General features: G+C 45.0%; 12 protein-coding genes. 3 read left to right on the top strand and 9 right to left on the bottom strand.

The window, feature by feature from the left end:
* Nucleotides 1–14 precede the first annotated feature (14 nt).
* The gene (locus AB8P72_RS04715; protein ID WP_193031930.1) at nt 15–980 is read right to left on the bottom strand and encodes a hypothetical protein; all 966 of its coding nucleotides are present in this window, start codon (nt 978–980) and stop codon (nt 15–17) included.
* A 368-nt stretch (nt 981–1,348) separates the two neighbouring features.
* Here AB8P72_RS04715 and AB8P72_RS04710 point away from each other — a divergent pair, with 368 nt between their 5' ends.
* Nucleotides 1,349–2,101, top strand: coding sequence for an IS5 family transposase (locus AB8P72_RS04710; RefSeq protein ID WP_369957936.1), 753 nt, complete (start codon nt 1,349–1,351; stop codon nt 2,099–2,101).
* Nucleotides 2,102–2,717: 616 nt separating this feature from the next.
* On the opposite strand, the gene betT is transcribed toward AB8P72_RS04710, so the two are convergent.
* From betT to AB8P72_RS04685, 5 genes are all read right to left on the bottom strand, one after another.
* Nucleotides 2,718–4,763 carry a choline BCCT transporter BetT gene (gene betT, locus AB8P72_RS04705; protein ID WP_305935403.1) on the bottom strand — a complete coding sequence of 682 codons (2,046 nt, stop codon included), beginning with the start codon at nt 4,761–4,763 and terminating at the stop codon, nt 2,718–2,720.
* A 330-nt stretch (nt 4,764–5,093) separates the two neighbouring features.
* Nucleotides 5,094–6,794 (bottom strand): choline dehydrogenase, encoded by a 1,701-nt coding sequence (gene betA, locus AB8P72_RS04700; RefSeq protein ID WP_369958096.1) that lies wholly within the window; start codon nt 6,792–6,794, stop codon nt 5,094–5,096.
* A gap of 118 nt (nt 6,795–6,912) precedes the next feature.
* Nucleotides 6,913–8,385, bottom strand: coding sequence for a betaine-aldehyde dehydrogenase (gene betB, locus AB8P72_RS04695; RefSeq protein WP_369811248.1), 1,473 nt, complete (start codon nt 8,383–8,385; stop codon nt 6,913–6,915).
* A gap of 154 nt (nt 8,386–8,539) precedes the next feature.
* Entirely contained in the window at nt 8,540–9,115 is a 576-nt protein-coding gene (locus AB8P72_RS04690) for a TetR/AcrR family transcriptional regulator (RefSeq protein WP_305935406.1), read from the bottom strand.
* Nucleotides 9,116–9,588: 473 nt separating this feature from the next.
* Nucleotides 9,589–10,317 carry a cupin domain-containing protein gene (locus AB8P72_RS04685; protein WP_305935407.1) on the bottom strand — a complete coding sequence of 243 codons (729 nt, stop codon included), beginning with the start codon at nt 10,315–10,317 and terminating at the stop codon, nt 9,589–9,591.
* A 323-nt stretch (nt 10,318–10,640) separates the two neighbouring features.
* Between AB8P72_RS04685 and AB8P72_RS04680 the strand changes: the two genes are divergently transcribed.
* The gene (locus tag AB8P72_RS04680) at nt 10,641–11,840 is read left to right on the top strand and encodes a sugar transporter (RefSeq protein ID WP_305935408.1); all 1,200 of its coding nucleotides are present in this window, start codon (nt 10,641–10,643) and stop codon (nt 11,838–11,840) included.
* Between the two features lie 117 nt (nt 11,841–11,957).
* On the opposite strand, the gene arfB is transcribed toward AB8P72_RS04680, so the two are convergent.
* Entirely contained in the window at nt 11,958–12,371 is a 414-nt protein-coding gene (arfB, locus tag AB8P72_RS04675; RefSeq protein WP_305935409.1) for an alternative ribosome rescue aminoacyl-tRNA hydrolase ArfB, read from the bottom strand.
* A gap of 330 nt (nt 12,372–12,701) precedes the next feature.
* Here arfB and uvrA point away from each other — a divergent pair, with 330 nt between their 5' ends.
* Nucleotides 12,702–15,269 (top strand): excinuclease ABC subunit UvrA, encoded by a 2,568-nt coding sequence (gene uvrA, locus AB8P72_RS04670; RefSeq protein WP_369958095.1) that lies wholly within the window; start codon nt 12,702–12,704, stop codon nt 15,267–15,269.
* Nucleotides 15,270–15,392: 123 nt separating this feature from the next.
* On the opposite strand, the gene AB8P72_RS04665 is transcribed toward uvrA, so the two are convergent.
* The gene (locus tag AB8P72_RS04665; RefSeq protein ID WP_305935411.1) at nt 15,393–16,157 is read right to left on the bottom strand and encodes an SDR family oxidoreductase; all 765 of its coding nucleotides are present in this window, start codon (nt 16,155–16,157) and stop codon (nt 15,393–15,395) included.
* Between the two features lie 42 nt (nt 16,158–16,199).
* Entirely contained in the window at nt 16,200–16,982 is a 783-nt protein-coding gene (locus AB8P72_RS04660; RefSeq protein ID WP_305935412.1) for an SDR family NAD(P)-dependent oxidoreductase, read from the bottom strand.
* Nucleotide 16,983 lies beyond the last annotated feature (1 nt).

Here is a 16,983-nt window from a genome sequence, read left to right as displayed (position 1 = left end):
CTCTCCTTTTTTCATTATTTTTTAGTATTATTTTTATTAATTTGGTCTTTTATCAGCGATTTTTGATTGGCAATTTGCGCTTGGTATAAACTCAAAATCTCCTCACAAGCCTGCATTGAAGTATTTTTCGCAAAGCCTTTACCAAACCAAAAATCATAAACCGCTTGGATAATGGATTTTACCGCCTCAGCATCTTTTGGTTTTTGCGCTGTTAATTTACACGCAATATCTTTTGCTTGAATATCGGACTCATTGTAGGGCGCACTCCAGCCTACATAATAGCGATAGAGCACATCATTAATAGCCAAGATAAATATAGCGTCAGCCACGCCATACTGTTCAATAAATTGCTCTAACATCGAACAGCGCTCGTCATAGAGTAAAGGCTCTATCGGCATCTCATTGCGCTCAGTCACATACTCACTGCTCACTACGTGCGAGGGCTTACTAAAGTCCTCCCACAGCAATGGATAAGATCCACCAATTCCGCCCTTCTCTACTACGTTAAAACGCCAAATACCGTAATGCGTATCAATGCCTTTGGTATCAATGCCCTTATAAGGCACATCGATAAACCACTGCATCAGCGCATCGCTATCATAAATGATATGCGTACTGCCAATACGCACCGCTTGCTTGGGTAAAACGTCTGTATATAAACAGTCGATATCATCGCTATAAAGCTTTGCCTTTTTTACGTTTTCAGCACTGATATCACCGAGCTTAGCCCTTGCGTCACCTATGTTTCGGCACAGCCGAAACGGCGCGACAAAACTCAAGGTATCATCGGTATTATTGACAAAATATACATCGTCTTCATAATTGTTTATCGAAACCGTCTCAAGATAAAATAATGGGCTTTTACGTACCCGCCCTTTCTCATCACTCGCCCGTGCCGTTATTCCAGACAGCTTTGCGCCATGCGACCACTGCATATTGTCTATCCGTTTTTGCTCAAATTGATAGGTTAACTTTGTCATCGTTTTATCCTTATTATTTTGGCTTCCAGTTTTGATTTTTGATTGCTTATCGCATTATTTTCTATATTTTTATTTCGTATTTTTCTTTGGATTCTTTTAAGCGCAATTTTAAGCCAGCCGAGTCTGTTCGCCATTTGCTTAAATGACGTTATTGGCTATAAAATTAGTGAAGTTAATTGGTTTTAGAATGTACGATTGGGTGTTTTTTATAATTGTTTAGCCGTAGTTTCTCATTATCGTCGCACTATTTTTTAGCGTTATAAATTTTAAAAAACTAGGGCGTGTTGAACATTGGATATAAATTTCTGGCAAAAAAAATAGCGAACGGTTAATCTTTAAGTTCTCACACAAAAAAGATATCGTTCGCTATGCCTCGCACTATGCTCAAAGATGAACACTGGACAAGACTGAAACCTATATTACTAGAACTTAATATCTATGACAAAGGAAATCTTAGACAAACGGTTGAAGGCGTGCTTTATCGCATGCGTGTTGGCTGTCCTTGGCGCGACTTACCCGAGTATTTTGGCAAGCCCAATACCATCTATAAAGCTTACCAGCGCTGGTTTCGTAGTAATAAGCTGATTACGCTGTTTGCTTTATTAATCAAAGACGCAGATCTTGAGTGGGTCTTCATTGATGGTACTCATATCAAGGCGCATCAACACAGCAGTGGTGGCAATGAGAACCTACAATCCATTAGTAAAAGTGTGGCAGGACGCGCGACCAAGATTCACTTGGCAGTAGATGCGCATGGCAATCCGATTACCTTTATCTTGTCAGATGGCACGACCCACGACGTTAAAGTCGCACCTGACTTAGTAGACAAAGTTAATTTGAGCAACACAGAGGTTTTATGTGCCGATAAAGGCTATGATTCTGATGCACTACGAGTGCATATTGAACAAGCAGGGACACGGGATAACATCCCTCGAAAACGAAACACTCAGTCTTCTAACGACCATATGGACTGGGACTTGTATAAAGCACGACATTTAGTAGAAAATGCTTTCGCCAAACTAAAACAGTATAGGGCCGTTGCCACCAGATTTGATAAGCTCAAGCAGAGTTATGAAAATACAGTCGCTCTTGCTTGTGCTTATATCTGGCTCAAATTATGAATGTTCAACACGCCCTAACATTAACAGGCGTTTTTCTGTTCAGTTATTTTGCTTATTAATCAATATTTTTTTGGGGGGGGGTTAGGTTTGGATTTGTGCAGGCGTGATTGTTTAGGATTAAACGAAAATAACATTATTCAAAATGTTTGCTAAAGACAACTCAGTTAAAAAGTGAAGCGTTGCGCCCCGAGGGTTAACTGTTTGTCCTGTTATTTTTGCCTGGCTCAATAACTATAATATAAAACCTTATGAAAATAAAGCGGCTAAAAAAACTGTGCGACAACTGCTGTCGCCCAATCACTCATTACTAAATTTATCACTAAATTCATTATTAAGCTTATTATTTATTGAGCTAATTTATATAAAAAATCCCATAAGCTGTATGCAACTTATAGGATTATGTTTTGCCAAATGATTAATCACATCTCTAACATCTAGCAAGTTATAGTAGAATTACTTTAAAATCGATACAGTGCGACTGGGATGAATTTTTCGTAGCCTCTGTGATAACAGCAAGCAAGGAAAATTTATACCAGTCGCACACAGCTATAATTTCTCGCTTTTATTTTGAACTAACTATATATACTAGCCTTTGATGAATGATTTTATAAATGAATTAACGCTCTAAATGCAGATACTGCATATGACATTCGTACTGATGCAAGATATCGACCAGCACTTGCTCTTTGGTATAGCCAACCAAATCATACTCTTGCGAGCCATCACTTAAAAACACCTCAGCACGGTAATAAAACTCGGCCTGCTTACTGGAAGTATTGAGGGTAAAGTTTGGTCGCTCAGCTTTGATGAGATTGACTTCATAAATAAAGTCATCTTCATCACCATGCCCGACGCGCAGTTTTACCCCATCTATCTGACCGTCATCTTCGTCGGTTGCGGCATCGATATTTTTACCAATGCTGGCCAAATTTCGGATATCCAATGAGGTTTTAAGACCGCCTGCTTTTAGCTCGTTTTCGACCTCAATCATGGCAGGTTTAACGACCGTCTGTAAAAAGCGTTCGACTTGCTTGTGACTGGGGAAGCTGACGATACGCTGCAAGCGCGCTTTCCAGCCTTTACCGCTATCGAGCACGTTTGCCGTGCCAACCGTACTGGCTTTGCGCTTATTACCCTCTTCTTTTAGTGATTTCCACATAGCCATCATGTAAAGCAGCAAAATAAGCGAGAACGGCAGACCAGCAATGACGGAAACCGATTGTAGCGAGGCAAAACCACCCGCAAACAATAAGCCTAAAGTAATCAAACCTGTGGCTGCCGCCCAAAACAGGCGTAACCAAACAGGCGCGTCAGTATCATTGGTCATGCCTTTTGAGCTTAGATTTGCAAGCACTAAAGCGCCTGAGTCCGCTGAGGTCACAAAAAATATCAGACCAATAAACACGCCTGCCAATGAAAAAATATCACTGTAAGGGAAGTATTCAAACAAGGCAAACATACCCATCGCGGCGTCATTGACGGCGATTTCACCGAGCTCAGTTGCACCATTGGCGACCAAATCTATCGCTGAATTACCAAAGATGGAAAACCACGCAAAAATAAAACCAAGCGGGATAAACATCACGCCAAAGACAAACTCTCGCAAAGTGCGACCGCGGCTAATACGCGCGATAAACAAACCGACAAAGGGTGCCCAAGCGACCCACCATGCCCAGAAAAATATCGTCCAACCTGACTTCCAATCAGCACCAGCCGTACCATCATAAGCATAGACATCAAAGGTTTTAAAAATAATCGTTTGGAAATATTGCCCAATATTTTGGGTAAAGGTATTGAGCAAATAAACCGTATTACCTAGCACCAATATGGCCAATAGTAGCAATATCGATGACAACATATTAAATTCGGATAAACGGCGTACGCCTTTTTCAACGCCCGTCATCGCAGAAATAGCGGCAGCAACAACCACGCCTAAGATAATCAGGCTCTGCACCATTTTGCTCGATTCGATACCGAAAACATGTGTCAAGCCGGCATTGGCCTGCAATACCCCAATACCTAAGCTGGTGGCGATACCCATCAAGGTACAGACGACGCCAAAGGTATCAATACCATCACCAAGCCAGCCTTTGATTAAGCGCTCACCAAATATCGGTGTCAGCGGTGAACGTAGCGCAAGTGGCATATTTTTACGATACGCAAAGTACGCCAATGCCATACCAATGAGCGCATAAATACCCCAACCATGAAGACCCCAGTGTAAAAAGGTTTGCGACAGCGCTTCACGCATCGCTTCAGCACTGGCAGGCTCTAAGCCCGTATGCGGTGTGAGATAATGCATCAACGGCTCAGAGGCACCAAAGAATAATAAATCAATCCCGATACCCGCGGAGAATAGCATCGCCGCCCACGCTAAAAAAGGAAACTGAGCTTTTTCGTGATCTTGTCCCAGCTTGATATCGCCGTATTTAGAAAAACCAACAAACAAAGCGAAAATACTATAAGCGGCAACCACCAGCATGTAATACCAGCCAAAACTCTCTGATACCCATGCCATACTGGCGCTTAATAATGCCTCACTATAATCTGGCAAGGAAATCGTCCAGATAATCAATAAAATAGAAATAATAGCTGAACCTAAAAAAACCGTCTTATTTAGAGTCAGGGGTTTCGTCGCATCTTCTGATGGCGAGCTGTACATAAAAGACCTCAATCGGTAAATGAAACAGGGTCTGATATTGCTTTGTCCGTCATAGTCTTATGAAACTTAAACTCATAAGGTATTTATCACCGCATGACGCACAAAGCAGTACCAATTAATAAAAACTGAAAGATAAACGATTAGAAAAACAGCGACGCAAATGCTAAGTAAATTTAACCTCAACGGTTTTCATCTCTATAAACATATGCGCTGATAAAAAAGACCTTTACTACGAAAGGCCTTTTGATAGAAATGGACTTATATTATTTATTGTTTATTAGTTCGCGCAGTTGCCTAAATACTCGTTTAGGCATTCATTTAAAAAGGCGTTTAAACGACAGAGTTATAAACGCGCATCGGCTCGGCTCTGAGCGGTGCACCATTGGCGACATAATAATCTGCTGTTGAACGTGGCAACTGCACACCGCGCATCTTATCGACGATTTTTTCAGCAAGCATAATGGTGGTTGCGTTCAAATTACCACTGATGATATTTGGCATAATCGACGCATCGACCACGCGCAAGCCATCGATACCGTGTACTAGCCCTTCACCATTGACTACCGAATCATTACCCTCACCCATCGCACAAGTACATGATGGGTGGTAAGCCGTCTCGCTATGGTTGCGGACATACTCATCCAACTGCGCATCGGTCACCAGATCATCAGTTGGCGCAATGGCGCGGCCGCGATACGGGTCAAGCGCTGGTTGATGCATAATCTCACGAGTGATACGCATCGCCGCGCGAAACTCTTGCCAGTCCTGCTCATGCGACATATAGTTAAATAAAATGCTTGGATGCGCGCTTGGATCTTTTGAAGTTAGCTTGACACGCCCACGACTTGGCGAGCGCAATGAACCCACATGCGCTTGGAAGCTATGCGATTTTACCGCGCTGCGGCCGTCATAACGCACCGCTAACGGTAAGAAATGATACTGAATATTAGGATGGGTGAATTTCTCATCGGTACGGATAAAACCGCCACCTTCAAACTGATTTGACGCGCCAAGGCCTGTACCCATAAATAACCATTCCGCTCCAATCGCCGGCTTATTCCACCATTTATTGGCAGGCGCAATTGAGACTGGTAGCTTACATTCGTACTGCATATACAGCTCTAGATGGTCTTGTAGGTTATTACCGACGCCCGGTAAATCTAGAATTTCAGTCACGCCCACATCTTTAAGCCATTGACCAGGACCAATCCCTGAACGTTGCAAAAACTGCGGCGAGGCAATCGCACCCGATGAGACGATCACTTCACGAGACGCATAGAATTTTTTGATTTGACCTTGATGGGCGACTTTGACACCGACCGCACGCTTACCATCAAAGAGAATCACATCAGTCAATGCACCCGTTAAAATAGTGATGTTACTGCGCGGTTTGGCGCGGTCAAGATAACCACGCGCGGTGGAAGCACGGCGACCATTTGGCGTGACAAAACGATCCATTGGCCCAAAGCCTTCTTGCTGATAGCCGTTTAGATCCTCTGTACGCGGATAGCCAGCTTGCACGCCCGCTTCAATCATCGCTTCAAACAGCGGATTGACGCCTGGTTTTGAAGTAGTCATTTCAACTGGACCACCGACGCCATGATAGTCATTTTCGCCTGCATCGCAGTTTTCTGACTTTTTAAAGTAGGGTAAGCAGTCGAGATACGTCCAGTCCTCTAAGCCATTGATTTTCGCCCAATGGTCAAAATCGAGCGCGTTACCACGGATATAGCACATCCCATTAATGAGTGACGAGCCGCCAAGCCCTTTACCGCGGCCACAGTCCATAACGCGGTTGTTCATATAGGGCTCAGGGTCGGTTTTGTAGCCCCAGTTATACGTGGTGCCTTGTAGCGGCATCGCGAGCGCCGCTGGCATCTGCGTGCGAAAGTCTAAGCGATGGTCCGGACGACCCGCCTCTAATAGCAACACCTTAATGTTGGCATCTTCGGTCAAGCGCGTGGCTAGCACGTTGCCTGCTGAGCCTGCGCCGACGATGATGTAGTCATATTCAGGTGTGGTTGATGTCATAAAACGCTCCATAAAATTAAAAATATCCATCATTTCATAGCAGTGAAGCGGCGCGAAAAGGACAAATGAGTCCTCACGCCTTAACCTTACTGTTTAAAAATTCTTACCGTACAATTGCTTAAAATACCGATTCAAACTTGCTAAGCTCTACTTGGATAGATTTGGTCTGCGTATAATGCTCAAGGGCTTCGATGCCATTTTCGCGGCCAATACCAGAATGCTTATAACCGCCTACTGGCATTTGCGCAGGCGACTCGCCCCAGGTATTTAACCAGCAAATACCAGCCTGTATCTGCGCAATTACGCGATGCGCGCGGGTCAAATCAGCGGTTACCACTCCTGCCGCCAAACCGTACTCGATATCATTGGCACGGCGAATCACTTCTTCCTCAAGCTCATAAGTCAATATCGACATGACTGGACCAAATATTTCCTCACGAACGATGGTCATATCATCGCTGCAATCGGTAAATACTGTCGGTGCAACGAATGCGCCATTGGCAAGCTCGCCTGCCGTGATACGTTCGCCGCCCGCCAATAAACGCGCACCGCCCGCTTTACCTTGCTCGATATAACCAAGCACACGCTCCATATGCGGAAAGCTAACCAATGGCCCCATATTGATGCTCTCGTCCAGCGGATTGCCGAGCTTGATACGCTTAACACGCGTCAAGATGGCCTGTTCAAACTTGGCTTGTAAGGTTTTGGGGATAAAGACGCGCGTGCCATTGGTACAGACCTGACCTGTACTATAAAAGTTCGCCATCATCGCAATGTCAGCAGCGGTATCGATATCGGCATCGTCGAAAATGATCAATGGTGATTTACCACCAAGCTCTAGGGTCACGTCTTTAAGCGACGATGATGCGGCGCTTGCCATGACTTTTTTACCCGTTGGTACGCCGCCTGTGAATGAGACTTTGGCGATATCAGGATGCTGGGTTAATGCTTCGCCGACTTTATAATCGCCTTGCACGACGTTAAAGACGCCATCTGGCAAGCCTGCTTCTGTCAAGATTTCTGCTAATTTTAGCGCGGTCAAAGGCGTAACTTCTGAGGGTTTAAAAATCATCGCATTACCAGCAGCCAATGCTGGCGCTGCCTTCCACATCGCAATCTGAATTGGATAGTTCCACGCACCGATACCAGCGACCACGCCGAGTGGCTCACGGCGGGTATAAACAAAACTGCTATCACGTAGCGGAATCTGACGACCCTCTAACATTGGCGCAAGCCCCGCATAATACTCAACGACATCAGCACCAGTGACGATATCGACATACTTGGTCTCAGAAAGCGCTTTACCCGTGTCTTTGGTTTCGAGCAATGCCAGCACATCATTACGCTCGCGCAATATCGCAACTGCGTTTAATAAAATCCGGCCGCGCTCAACCGCGGTCATTGCTGCCCACACTTTTTGACCTTGTTGCGCGGCTTTTACCGCCTCATCGACTTGCTCAGTCGTCGTTTGTTGAATGATAGCTAACACTTCACCTGTCGCTGGGTTGATATCTTCGAAAGTTGATAAAGAATCATCGACCGCCAAATAGCGACCATTGATATAAGCGGTCTGTGTTTGTGTTAAGTCGATAATATCTGTTAAGTTATTTATGTTTGTCTGAGTAGCTGTCATAAGTTTTCCTTAGGGCGACGAGTTCGCTTTATAAAAAAGCTTTTTTATAAAGTCTTAAAAACAATGTCGTCATGGATTAAAGGTGAAAAATAAAAGTGGTTTGTATGCATTTTTAAGCGTCAAAGTCACGCTGCGTCATAGTTATCAAGCGTGTACGTATTGAGGCTTTGTCCGAAATATCGATACCCGAAAAGTCAGAGAGCCAAATCCCATCGGCGACCAGACGCACCATACATAGCGTTTCGGCATTGTCCGTAGCAGCGTGTTTTTTTAGCTGCTCGTTTGACCATTCAGCCCAGCGTTCGCGCAGCATCCGATCCCCTAGCATCAAGACGTACAGCGTGGCTTGGCTATTGAACTCGGCTTGACCTTTTTCGCCCAGACTGATGGTGGCATCGATATAAGCGCGGGTAAACGAGCCGTAGCTGACCGGATCTTTTGCCATCGCTTGATTGACTTCCGCCTCAAACTTAGCCATCGCGTCATAAAACACCTCTAAGATGAGCGCGTCCTTGGTGGCAAAATGATGCATCACCCCGCCTTTGGTCACGCCGACGGCATCGGCTACCGATTGGAAGGTCACTTTAGACAAGCCCTGCTCCAAAGTGATGCGCGCTGCTTCATCAAGCAGCGCCCGCCGTATAAGCTCTGGCTGTTTTTTACGTTTGTGAGCGTTTTGAGTTTCCATTTTTATCTCGATATTAGCGCGTCAGTTTAACTAAAAATAATTTGGGCTTTAAAAGAACGTGTTCTATTATTCTTGAAAAGAAGAATATTCTCTTATAAAGAAACCGTACGGTTGGTATTTTATAGAAATAAAGCAGCAATGTGAAGGGCGAGTATGTACTGAGGAGTTACAGAACATTATTTTAATAACTTTCTATATTTTATAGCTAATTATATGTAAATGGCGTCAAATCTATTTTTCAGAAAAATAGTTCTGACGCCTTTTTTATAGTGAGGCAGTAGCCTATAAACCATTAGGTGGTGTTCTAAAAAGTATGCTGGCGATAGAAGTCAATAAGAAATCTATGCTAAGTTCTCTGATTCTATAGGGCTTTCAAGGCTTCAAAAATTGTTCAAGTTTTAATCAGCATACTTTTTGACACACCACCAACCATTAAAGTCACTATTAATAATTGCTAAAGCTACGTTTGCGTACTATTTTTCTTCTACTTTAGCGCCAATGACTTTAGACAGGTGACCAGTTTTGAGATAAACCGTAGCACCGTGCACGCCTGCTTTTATTTGCGGTAGTGCATCCACTGGCAAACGTAGCCAGCCACCGCGAGTATAGGTTTTAGCGTCATCTGCTAGTTCAGCATCTATCAGCTCGCCATCTAGCACCAGTATCTCAGCGCCGCCTTTGATTGTGTCGGTAAATATTGCGTTTATAAATACTGTGTCGGTAAATAGAGCTTCATTGGCCTTTAATCGCTGTAAGCTGACCTGTTCGCTGTCATCTGAGAATAACTGACAGACCTCACGATTGTCCTGTATTTGCCAGTTTGCTGCATCGTTCGTATCGATAGCGACATAACGTGTTTCGGCGACTGGCATTTGCCAAAGCTTGACGAAAATGACTGCGCCCTCTTTACTATAAGGCTGATGGCCAGAGTTTGGTGGATTGCGTAAGTACCAACCTGCTGGATAGTCGATATCATCTGCCGAAAAAGTCCCCGACAACACCAAAATCTCTTCGCCGCCCGGATGCATATGATGCGGAAAATAGGACTCAGGCGCATAGCGGACGATACTGGTGGCACGGGCTTTTTCTGCGCCAACGCGGTCGAGCATGACACGCTCGACGCCGTTTTGCGGTGATGGCACCCATTGATAGTGTTCGGACGCCAATGCTACACGGCGAGTAAAATCTGCATTAATCAGCATAAAATAGTTTCTCGAGATTAAATTTAATGCTGTAGATTATCCTCTGATTTACAGCGGCTGACAAACAAGACACTGTTCTTACTATTAAAAAATCGTATTTACGCGGTTCAAAGTAAGTTTGTAGCGGATAAATGCTTAACCTGAACAATCCTGCCAAGATTCTTGCTAATTATCAAAAAATTACTTTAACTGCTGCCTCTGACTTGGTATCTTGCTCTCCTTCTTTCTGTTACTACGACGTATCTTTGCCATCTTATTAAGCTAATGAGTGATTGTTAAGCCACTTTGCTGTATTAGTACCTTCTTTATTTGTGTTGAACTTTATGAAACCGACCCTTGAGGTGAGCGTAAATGCTCGCCGCACTCAGTATTTCCAAGTATTTTTAATGGGCGTTAGCGCCTTTATTATGAATACCACCGAATTTGTCCCCGTTGCCCTATTAAGCGACATCGCCCATGATTTTTCTATTACCACGGCTGAGACTGGCTGGATGTTGACGCTATATGCGTGGATTGTCGCGGCGATGTCATTGCCATTGATGCTGCTCACCAGCCGTTTTGAGCGTAAAAGCTTACTTTTGGGCTTGTTTGTGGTGTTTATTGCCAGCCACGTCTTATCCGTATTTGCGTGGAGCTTTGAGGTATTGCTGATTAGCCGCGTGGGTATTGCGCTATCACACGCGATATTTTGGTCCATCACCGCCGCGATTGCGATACGCGTAGCACCGGAAGGTAAAAAAGCACTGGCGCTTAGCGTGCTTGCAACCGGTACTTCATTGGCGATGGTGCTTGGCGTGCCTCTAGGACGCTTAGTCGGTCAATGGTTTGGCTGGCGAGCGACCTTTGGTGGTATTGGCGTGATTGCTTTTATTGTCTTTATCTTTCAAGCAAGGCTCTTACCAACGTTACCCAGTATGTTTGAAGGCTCGTTTAGAAAAATTCCAGAATTGCTTAAGAATCCGTTATTGGTCTGTTTGTATTTGCTGATTTTATTAGTCTTTACCGCTCACTATACCGCTTATTCTTATATCGAACCCTTTATGCGACAGGTTGGCGCTATAAGTGAAAACGCTGCGACTGTTGTCTTGCTATTATTTGGGGTAGCAGGGATTGCGGGCAGTGTGATTTTTAGCCGTTGGGGTGATCGTTTTAATACCAGATTGATGCTGATATCGATCATATTAATGCTGCTATCTATGCTGGTACTATTGTTTGCCGTGACTTCTATCTGGGCGCTGAGTTTCATTGCATTACTGTGGGGCGCGGCGCTGATGCTGCTGATTATCTCTATGCAAGCCAAAGTCATTGTGGTTGATGTCACTGCCCAAGACATGTTGATGTCGATGTTCTCAGGGATTATTAATTTAGGCATTGGCGCAGGTGCGCTGTTTGGTGGTTATGCGGTAACGCATATTTCCATATCAAGTGTCGGCTATGTCGGCGCGGCTATCGCTGGTGTGTCGCTGCTGTTGATGTTATTTATGATAAAGCGCTTTCCCGAATTAAGCAGAAGACTTGGTTAATTAGAAGGCTTAGATAGCTAAAAACTTGATAGTAAATAAGCATAAAAAATGCCAGCCACTTAAATGGGCTGGCATTTTGCTATTTGGTTTATTTAAAATACCGAGTAAGCCGTTTATTTAATAATCCACTTTACCGCGCAAGGCTTTTGTTTTGCCGCGCTGGGTTTTTTCATCAACGCGTTTACGTTTGGCATTTCTACTAGGTTTGGTCGGCCTGCGAGTTTTATTGACATGATTGGCTTGAATAATAAAGCTTTGCAGCCGCTCAAGCGCATCAATTCGATTACGTTCTTGGGTACGAAACTGCTGCGCTTTAATAATAAGTACGCCTTCTTTGGTGATTCGGCTGTCTTTACTGTCCAATAAGCGCTGCTTAATGACATCGCTCAAGCTTGAAGCATGAATATCAAAACGCAGATGAATCGCAGAGGACACTTTATTGACGTTTTGCCCGCCTGCCCCTTGCGCACGTATAGCGCTAATGTCTACTTCGCTGTCATTCAGGCTAATGGTATTGCTGATAAAAATCATAAAACACTTTTATAAATGATTGATAGATAAGGTTAATGATAAAGCATTCGCAGTTAACACGCTACTTGCCCGCTTAATAGCGGTCAAAACGTCATATTTCTTAACCTCTATAATCCGCAATTTGTCGGGTAAACCTTATAAATGTTATCGTTTGACGTTACTGTGTCTATCCTCTGTCTATAAAGCGTAAGCCTGCGCAGTGATTTGATTTTAAGGTGGTAGGATGACATTAAGCAGATACGATATTAAACGAACACCGTATTAAACAGACACGGTATTGTTGAACCAAAGCGTTAACAAGCCGTTTTTAGTCAAAGGAATAAGCGTTGTATGACAACCAATCATAAGAAATCTAATCATAAAAAATCTAATACCTCTTTCAAAAATCACAACCTTACCGCTGATGAAAGCATTCAAGTCAGGGGCGCGCGGGTGCATAATCTCAAAAATGTCGATGTAGATTTACCGCGTAATGCACTGGTGGTTTTTACCGGTATATCAGGCTCAGGCAAATCGTCACTGGCATTTGGTACCTTGTTTGCTGAGTCGCAACGCCGCTACCTTGATTCGGTATCGCCTTATGCGCGGCGCTTGATTGACCAAGTTGGCGAGCCTGATGTCGATTCAATAGAAGGCTTACCACCAGCCGTCGCCCTGCAACAACAACGCGGTACGCCGTCAGTACGTTCATCGGTTGGTAGCGTGACGACGATTTCAAATGGTCTACGTATGCTGTACTCGCGAGCGGGCGAATACCCTGCTGGGCAAGATATGCTGTACGCCGATGCCTTCTCGCCAAATACGCCAGAAGGTGCTTGCCCTACTTGCTCAGGTATTGGCCGCATATTTGAGGTCACAGAAGATCTGCTCGTACCTGACAAAACGAAAACCATTCGAGAACGCGCCATTGCTGCTTGGCCACCAGCGTGGCAAGGGCAAAATCTGAGCCGGATATTGACCACATTGGGCTACGATATCGATAAACCTTGGAACACCTTACCCAAAGAAACCCGCGATTGGATTTTATTTACCGATGAAACGCCAGAAGTGCCGGTTTACCCAGAATACAATCTCGAGCAAGTACGCGAGGCGATTAAAAAAGGTGAAAAACCCAATTATAAAGGCACCTATGCCAGTGCAAAAAATTTCGTTTTGCACTCTTTTGCCACCACTCAAAGTCTACGTACCAAAAAACGTGTGGCACAGTTTATGCAAATCTCAGAATGCCCAAGCTGCCATGGCAAAAAGTTAAAACAAGAATCGCTGTCGGTTAAATTTGCAGGGCTTGATATTGGCGAGTTGTCACAATTAACCTTGACTGAACTGGCGCTAAAACTTAACGACGCTGCCAATAAAAAACTCAGCGATGATATGCCCGACCGTGAAAAAGCCATCGTCGCCAAGCGTATTTCCAGCGATATTTTATCGCGTGTAGAAGCGTTAACCAGACTTGGGCTAGGTTACTTATCGCTTGAACGTACCACGCCTACCCTATCGCCCGGTGAGCTACAGCGCCTAAGACTTGGCACCCAAATTCGCTCTAAGCTATTTGGCGTGGTTTATGTACTCGATGAACCGTCCGCTGGCCTGCATCCTGCTGATACACAGGCGCTATTAGGCGCTCTAGATGAACTGGTAGCGGCGGGTAATTCATTATTCATTGTCGAGCATGATGTCAGCGTCATTCGCCACGCCGATTGGATAGTCGATGTCGGACCAAAAGCGGGCAGTCATGGCGGTGAAGTCATCTATAGCGGCCCTGTCGAAGGATTGCGAGATGTATCTATTTCTTACACAGGGCAATATCTCTTTAGTAAAAACACAGCAACTCAAAAGTTAAAAACCGAGCAACCAAGACAACCTACTCATTGGCTAAAACTTGCCAATATCGAGTGTAATAACTTACAAGGGTTAGATGTGGCATTTCCTTTAGGGGTATTAACCACAGTAACGGGGGTTTCAGGTTCGGGAAAATCGAGTTTGGTCAGTCAAGCGTTGGTTGAATTGGTCTACAATGCGCTTGGGCAAAAAACCGTGATTGAAGCGCCCACCGATGAAGCGGCTTTACTGGAGCAAGAACAAGAAACGCCAATAGGCGGAGAGATAGTCAGTGGTATGGAGCACATCAAGCGCTTAGTCACCGTTGACCAAAAAGCCATCGGGCGCACACCGCGCTCGAATCTGGCCACTTATACCGGACTGTTCGACCATGTGCGCAAATTATTTGCCGCCACCAAAGAAGCAAAAGCAAGGCACTATGATGCGGGACGTTTCTCGTTTAACGTTAAAAAAGGCCGTTGCCCAAATTGCGAAGGCGTCGGTTTTGTCAGCGTTGAGCTGCTATTTCTGCCAAGTGTTTACTCGCCTTGCCAAGTGTGCCATGGTCAGCGCTACAATGACGAAACCTTAGAAATTACTTATCAAGGTAAAAACATCGCTGAAGTACTCGATTTGACAGTCGAAGCCGCTGCTGAATTTTTTATTGATGATGCTCCAATCATGCGCGCCTTAGATGCCTTGCTAAAAGTTGGGCTTGGCTATCTACGACTTGGGCAACCAGCGACCGAGTTGTCTGGTGGCGAAGCACAGCGCATCAAGCTTGCTACCGAACTGCAGCGTACCCAGCGCGGCGATACGCTGTATGTGCTCGATGAACCAACGACTGGCCTCCATCCTTCTGATGTCGCGCTGCTGATGGCACAGTTAAACGGGCTGGTCGCAACTGGTAATACGGTGATTATGGTTGAGCACGATATGCAAGTTGCGAGCAACAGCGATTGGATTATCGATATGGGCCCGGGTGCTGGCGATGAAGGTGGGCTTATTGTCGCAGAAGGTACGCCTAAAGAGGTGGCAAAATCCAAAGAGAGTCGTACCGCACCTTTTTTATTGACTTAGTATTAATGTAGAATATAAAAATAGCTTAATAAAAACATCGGTATAAAAAAACCGCATCACTATGAAAGTCATGCGGTTTTCTATTTTTAAACATCGGTTTTTTAAACATGCATTGCTTGCTAACTAAGCCAACATACCACCATCGACGACCACGGTTGCGCCCGTCGTATAACTTGAAGCATCAGACACTAGATACAATACCGTGCCCGCCATTTCGTCTGGATCGGCGACGCGACCTAAAGGAATCGCATGTAGCGCCATTTTTAAGACTTTATCATTAGTCGTTAAAGCAGAGGCGAACTTAGTATCGGTCAACCCTGGCAGCAGCGCATTAACGCGAATATTTAATGGACCGCATTCTTTGGCAAAGGCTTTGGTCATGCTAATCACCGCCGCTTTAGTAATTGAATAGATACCTTGCTTGTCACCTGCGACCAAGCCATTGACCGAGGCCGTATTTAAAATCACCCCGCCGCCCTGCTCGCGCATCATTTTCCCCGCTGCCGTCGACATAAAGAAATAACCACGAATATTGACTTCCACAGTTTTATCAAAAGCGGCTAAATCGGTATCTAGAATATGGCCATAGTAAGGGTTTGCCGCGGCATTATTGACTAAGATATCAATTTGACCGAATTCGCTTTTGATATGCTCAAAAATCGCATCAATCTGCGCCATATCACCGACATGGCAAGCAAAGGCACTGGCTTTATGACCGTCAGCTTTGATGCTATCCGCGACCGCTTGGCATGCGTCAATTTTTCGGCTAGAGACAATCACATGCGCGCCTCTTGATGCCAAAAGACGGGCGATAGATTCGCCAATACCACGGCTAGCACCGGTAACCAAAGCAATCTTGCCTGTTAAATCAAATAAATCTTTCATCATTATTCCTTATATTTTTAAATATTTTAATAAATACTTTTGATGTTAAGCCAACATGCCGCCATCAAGGGTAAAGGCATGACCATTCATAAAGCTACTTTCATCACTCGCCAGCCATGCAATGGCGCCAGATACTTCATCGACATCTCCCAAACGGCGCATTGGACTGGCTTTTATGGTGGCTTGCTGGGCGCGCTCGTCCATTTTTGCCATGGTATTACGCACCATCGGCGTATCGATAAAGCTTGGACATACGGCGTTAAAGCGGATATTAACGCGGGCATATTCATGAGCAGCAGATTTAGTCAGCCCCATGACGCCATGTTTCGCAGCGCTATAAGCTGACAGTAGCGGCGCTGAACGTAAACCTGCGATAGACGCCACATTAATCACATGACCGCCGCCATTGGGCGCCATACAAGCAACAGCGGCGCGCATACAATGCCAGACGCCTTTTAGGTTAACGGCAATATTACGGTCAAAGTCCTCGTCACTTAGCTCATGCATCGGCGCCGGTTTATGGTCAATACCGGCATTATTTATCACCACATCAAGGCCGCTCAATGTTTCCATAGCAAAGGCAAAGAGCGCACGCACTTCATCGCCACTCGTCACATCGACTTTTTTAAAGACGATGCTATTGCCCGCGTTTTGCCCTTGCTGAGCAACGGCTGCGCCCATCTCTTCTGCCAAATCGCCAATGACGACTTTCGCACCGCGACTGGCGAGCAGTAGCGCACTGGCAGCGCCAATGCCAGACGCGCCGCCGGTGATTAAAATACGTTTACCAGTGACGTCTGATGCAATTCCATTTGTATTCAATGTCATG

The organism is Psychrobacter sp. CLB018 (assembly GCF_041222815.1).
GTDB lineage: Bacteria > Pseudomonadota > Gammaproteobacteria > Pseudomonadales > Moraxellaceae > Psychrobacter > Psychrobacter faecalis.
This window is presented reverse-complemented; position numbering and strand designations above follow the sequence as displayed.

Excerpts from the sequence above, each read along its gene's own strand:
- AB8P72_RS04715 (WP_193031930.1), bottom strand. The coding sequence starts at position 980 with ATGACAAAGTTAACCTATCAATTTGAGCAAAAACGGATAGACAATATG.
- betT (WP_305935403.1), bottom strand. The coding sequence starts at position 4,763 with ATGTACAGCTCGCCATCAGAAGATGCGACGAAACCCCTGACTCTAAAT.
- AB8P72_RS04665 (WP_305935411.1), bottom strand. The coding sequence starts at position 16,157 with ATGATGAAAGATTTATTTGATTTAACAGGCAAGATTGCTTTGGTTACC.
- betA (WP_369958096.1), bottom strand. The coding sequence starts at position 6,794 with ATGACATCAACCACACCTGAATATGACTACATCATCGTCGGCGCAGGC.
- AB8P72_RS04660 (WP_305935412.1), bottom strand. The coding sequence starts at position 16,982 with ATGACATTGAATACAAATGGAATTGCATCAGACGTCACTGGTAAACGT.
- AB8P72_RS04685 (WP_305935407.1), bottom strand. The coding sequence starts at position 10,317 with ATGCTGATTAATGCAGATTTTACTCGCCGTGTAGCATTGGCGTCCGAA.
- AB8P72_RS04710 (WP_369957936.1), top strand. The coding sequence starts at position 1,349 with ATGCCTCGCACTATGCTCAAAGATGAACACTGGACAAGACTGAAACCT.
- uvrA (WP_369958095.1), top strand. The coding sequence starts at position 12,702 with ATGACAACCAATCATAAGAAATCTAATCATAAAAAATCTAATACCTCT.
- AB8P72_RS04680 (WP_305935408.1), top strand. The coding sequence starts at position 10,641 with ATGAAACCGACCCTTGAGGTGAGCGTAAATGCTCGCCGCACTCAGTAT.
- AB8P72_RS04690 (WP_305935406.1), bottom strand. The coding sequence starts at position 9,115 with ATGGAAACTCAAAACGCTCACAAACGTAAAAAACAGCCAGAGCTTATA.
- arfB (WP_305935409.1), bottom strand. The coding sequence starts at position 12,371 with ATGATTTTTATCAGCAATACCATTAGCCTGAATGACAGCGAAGTAGAC.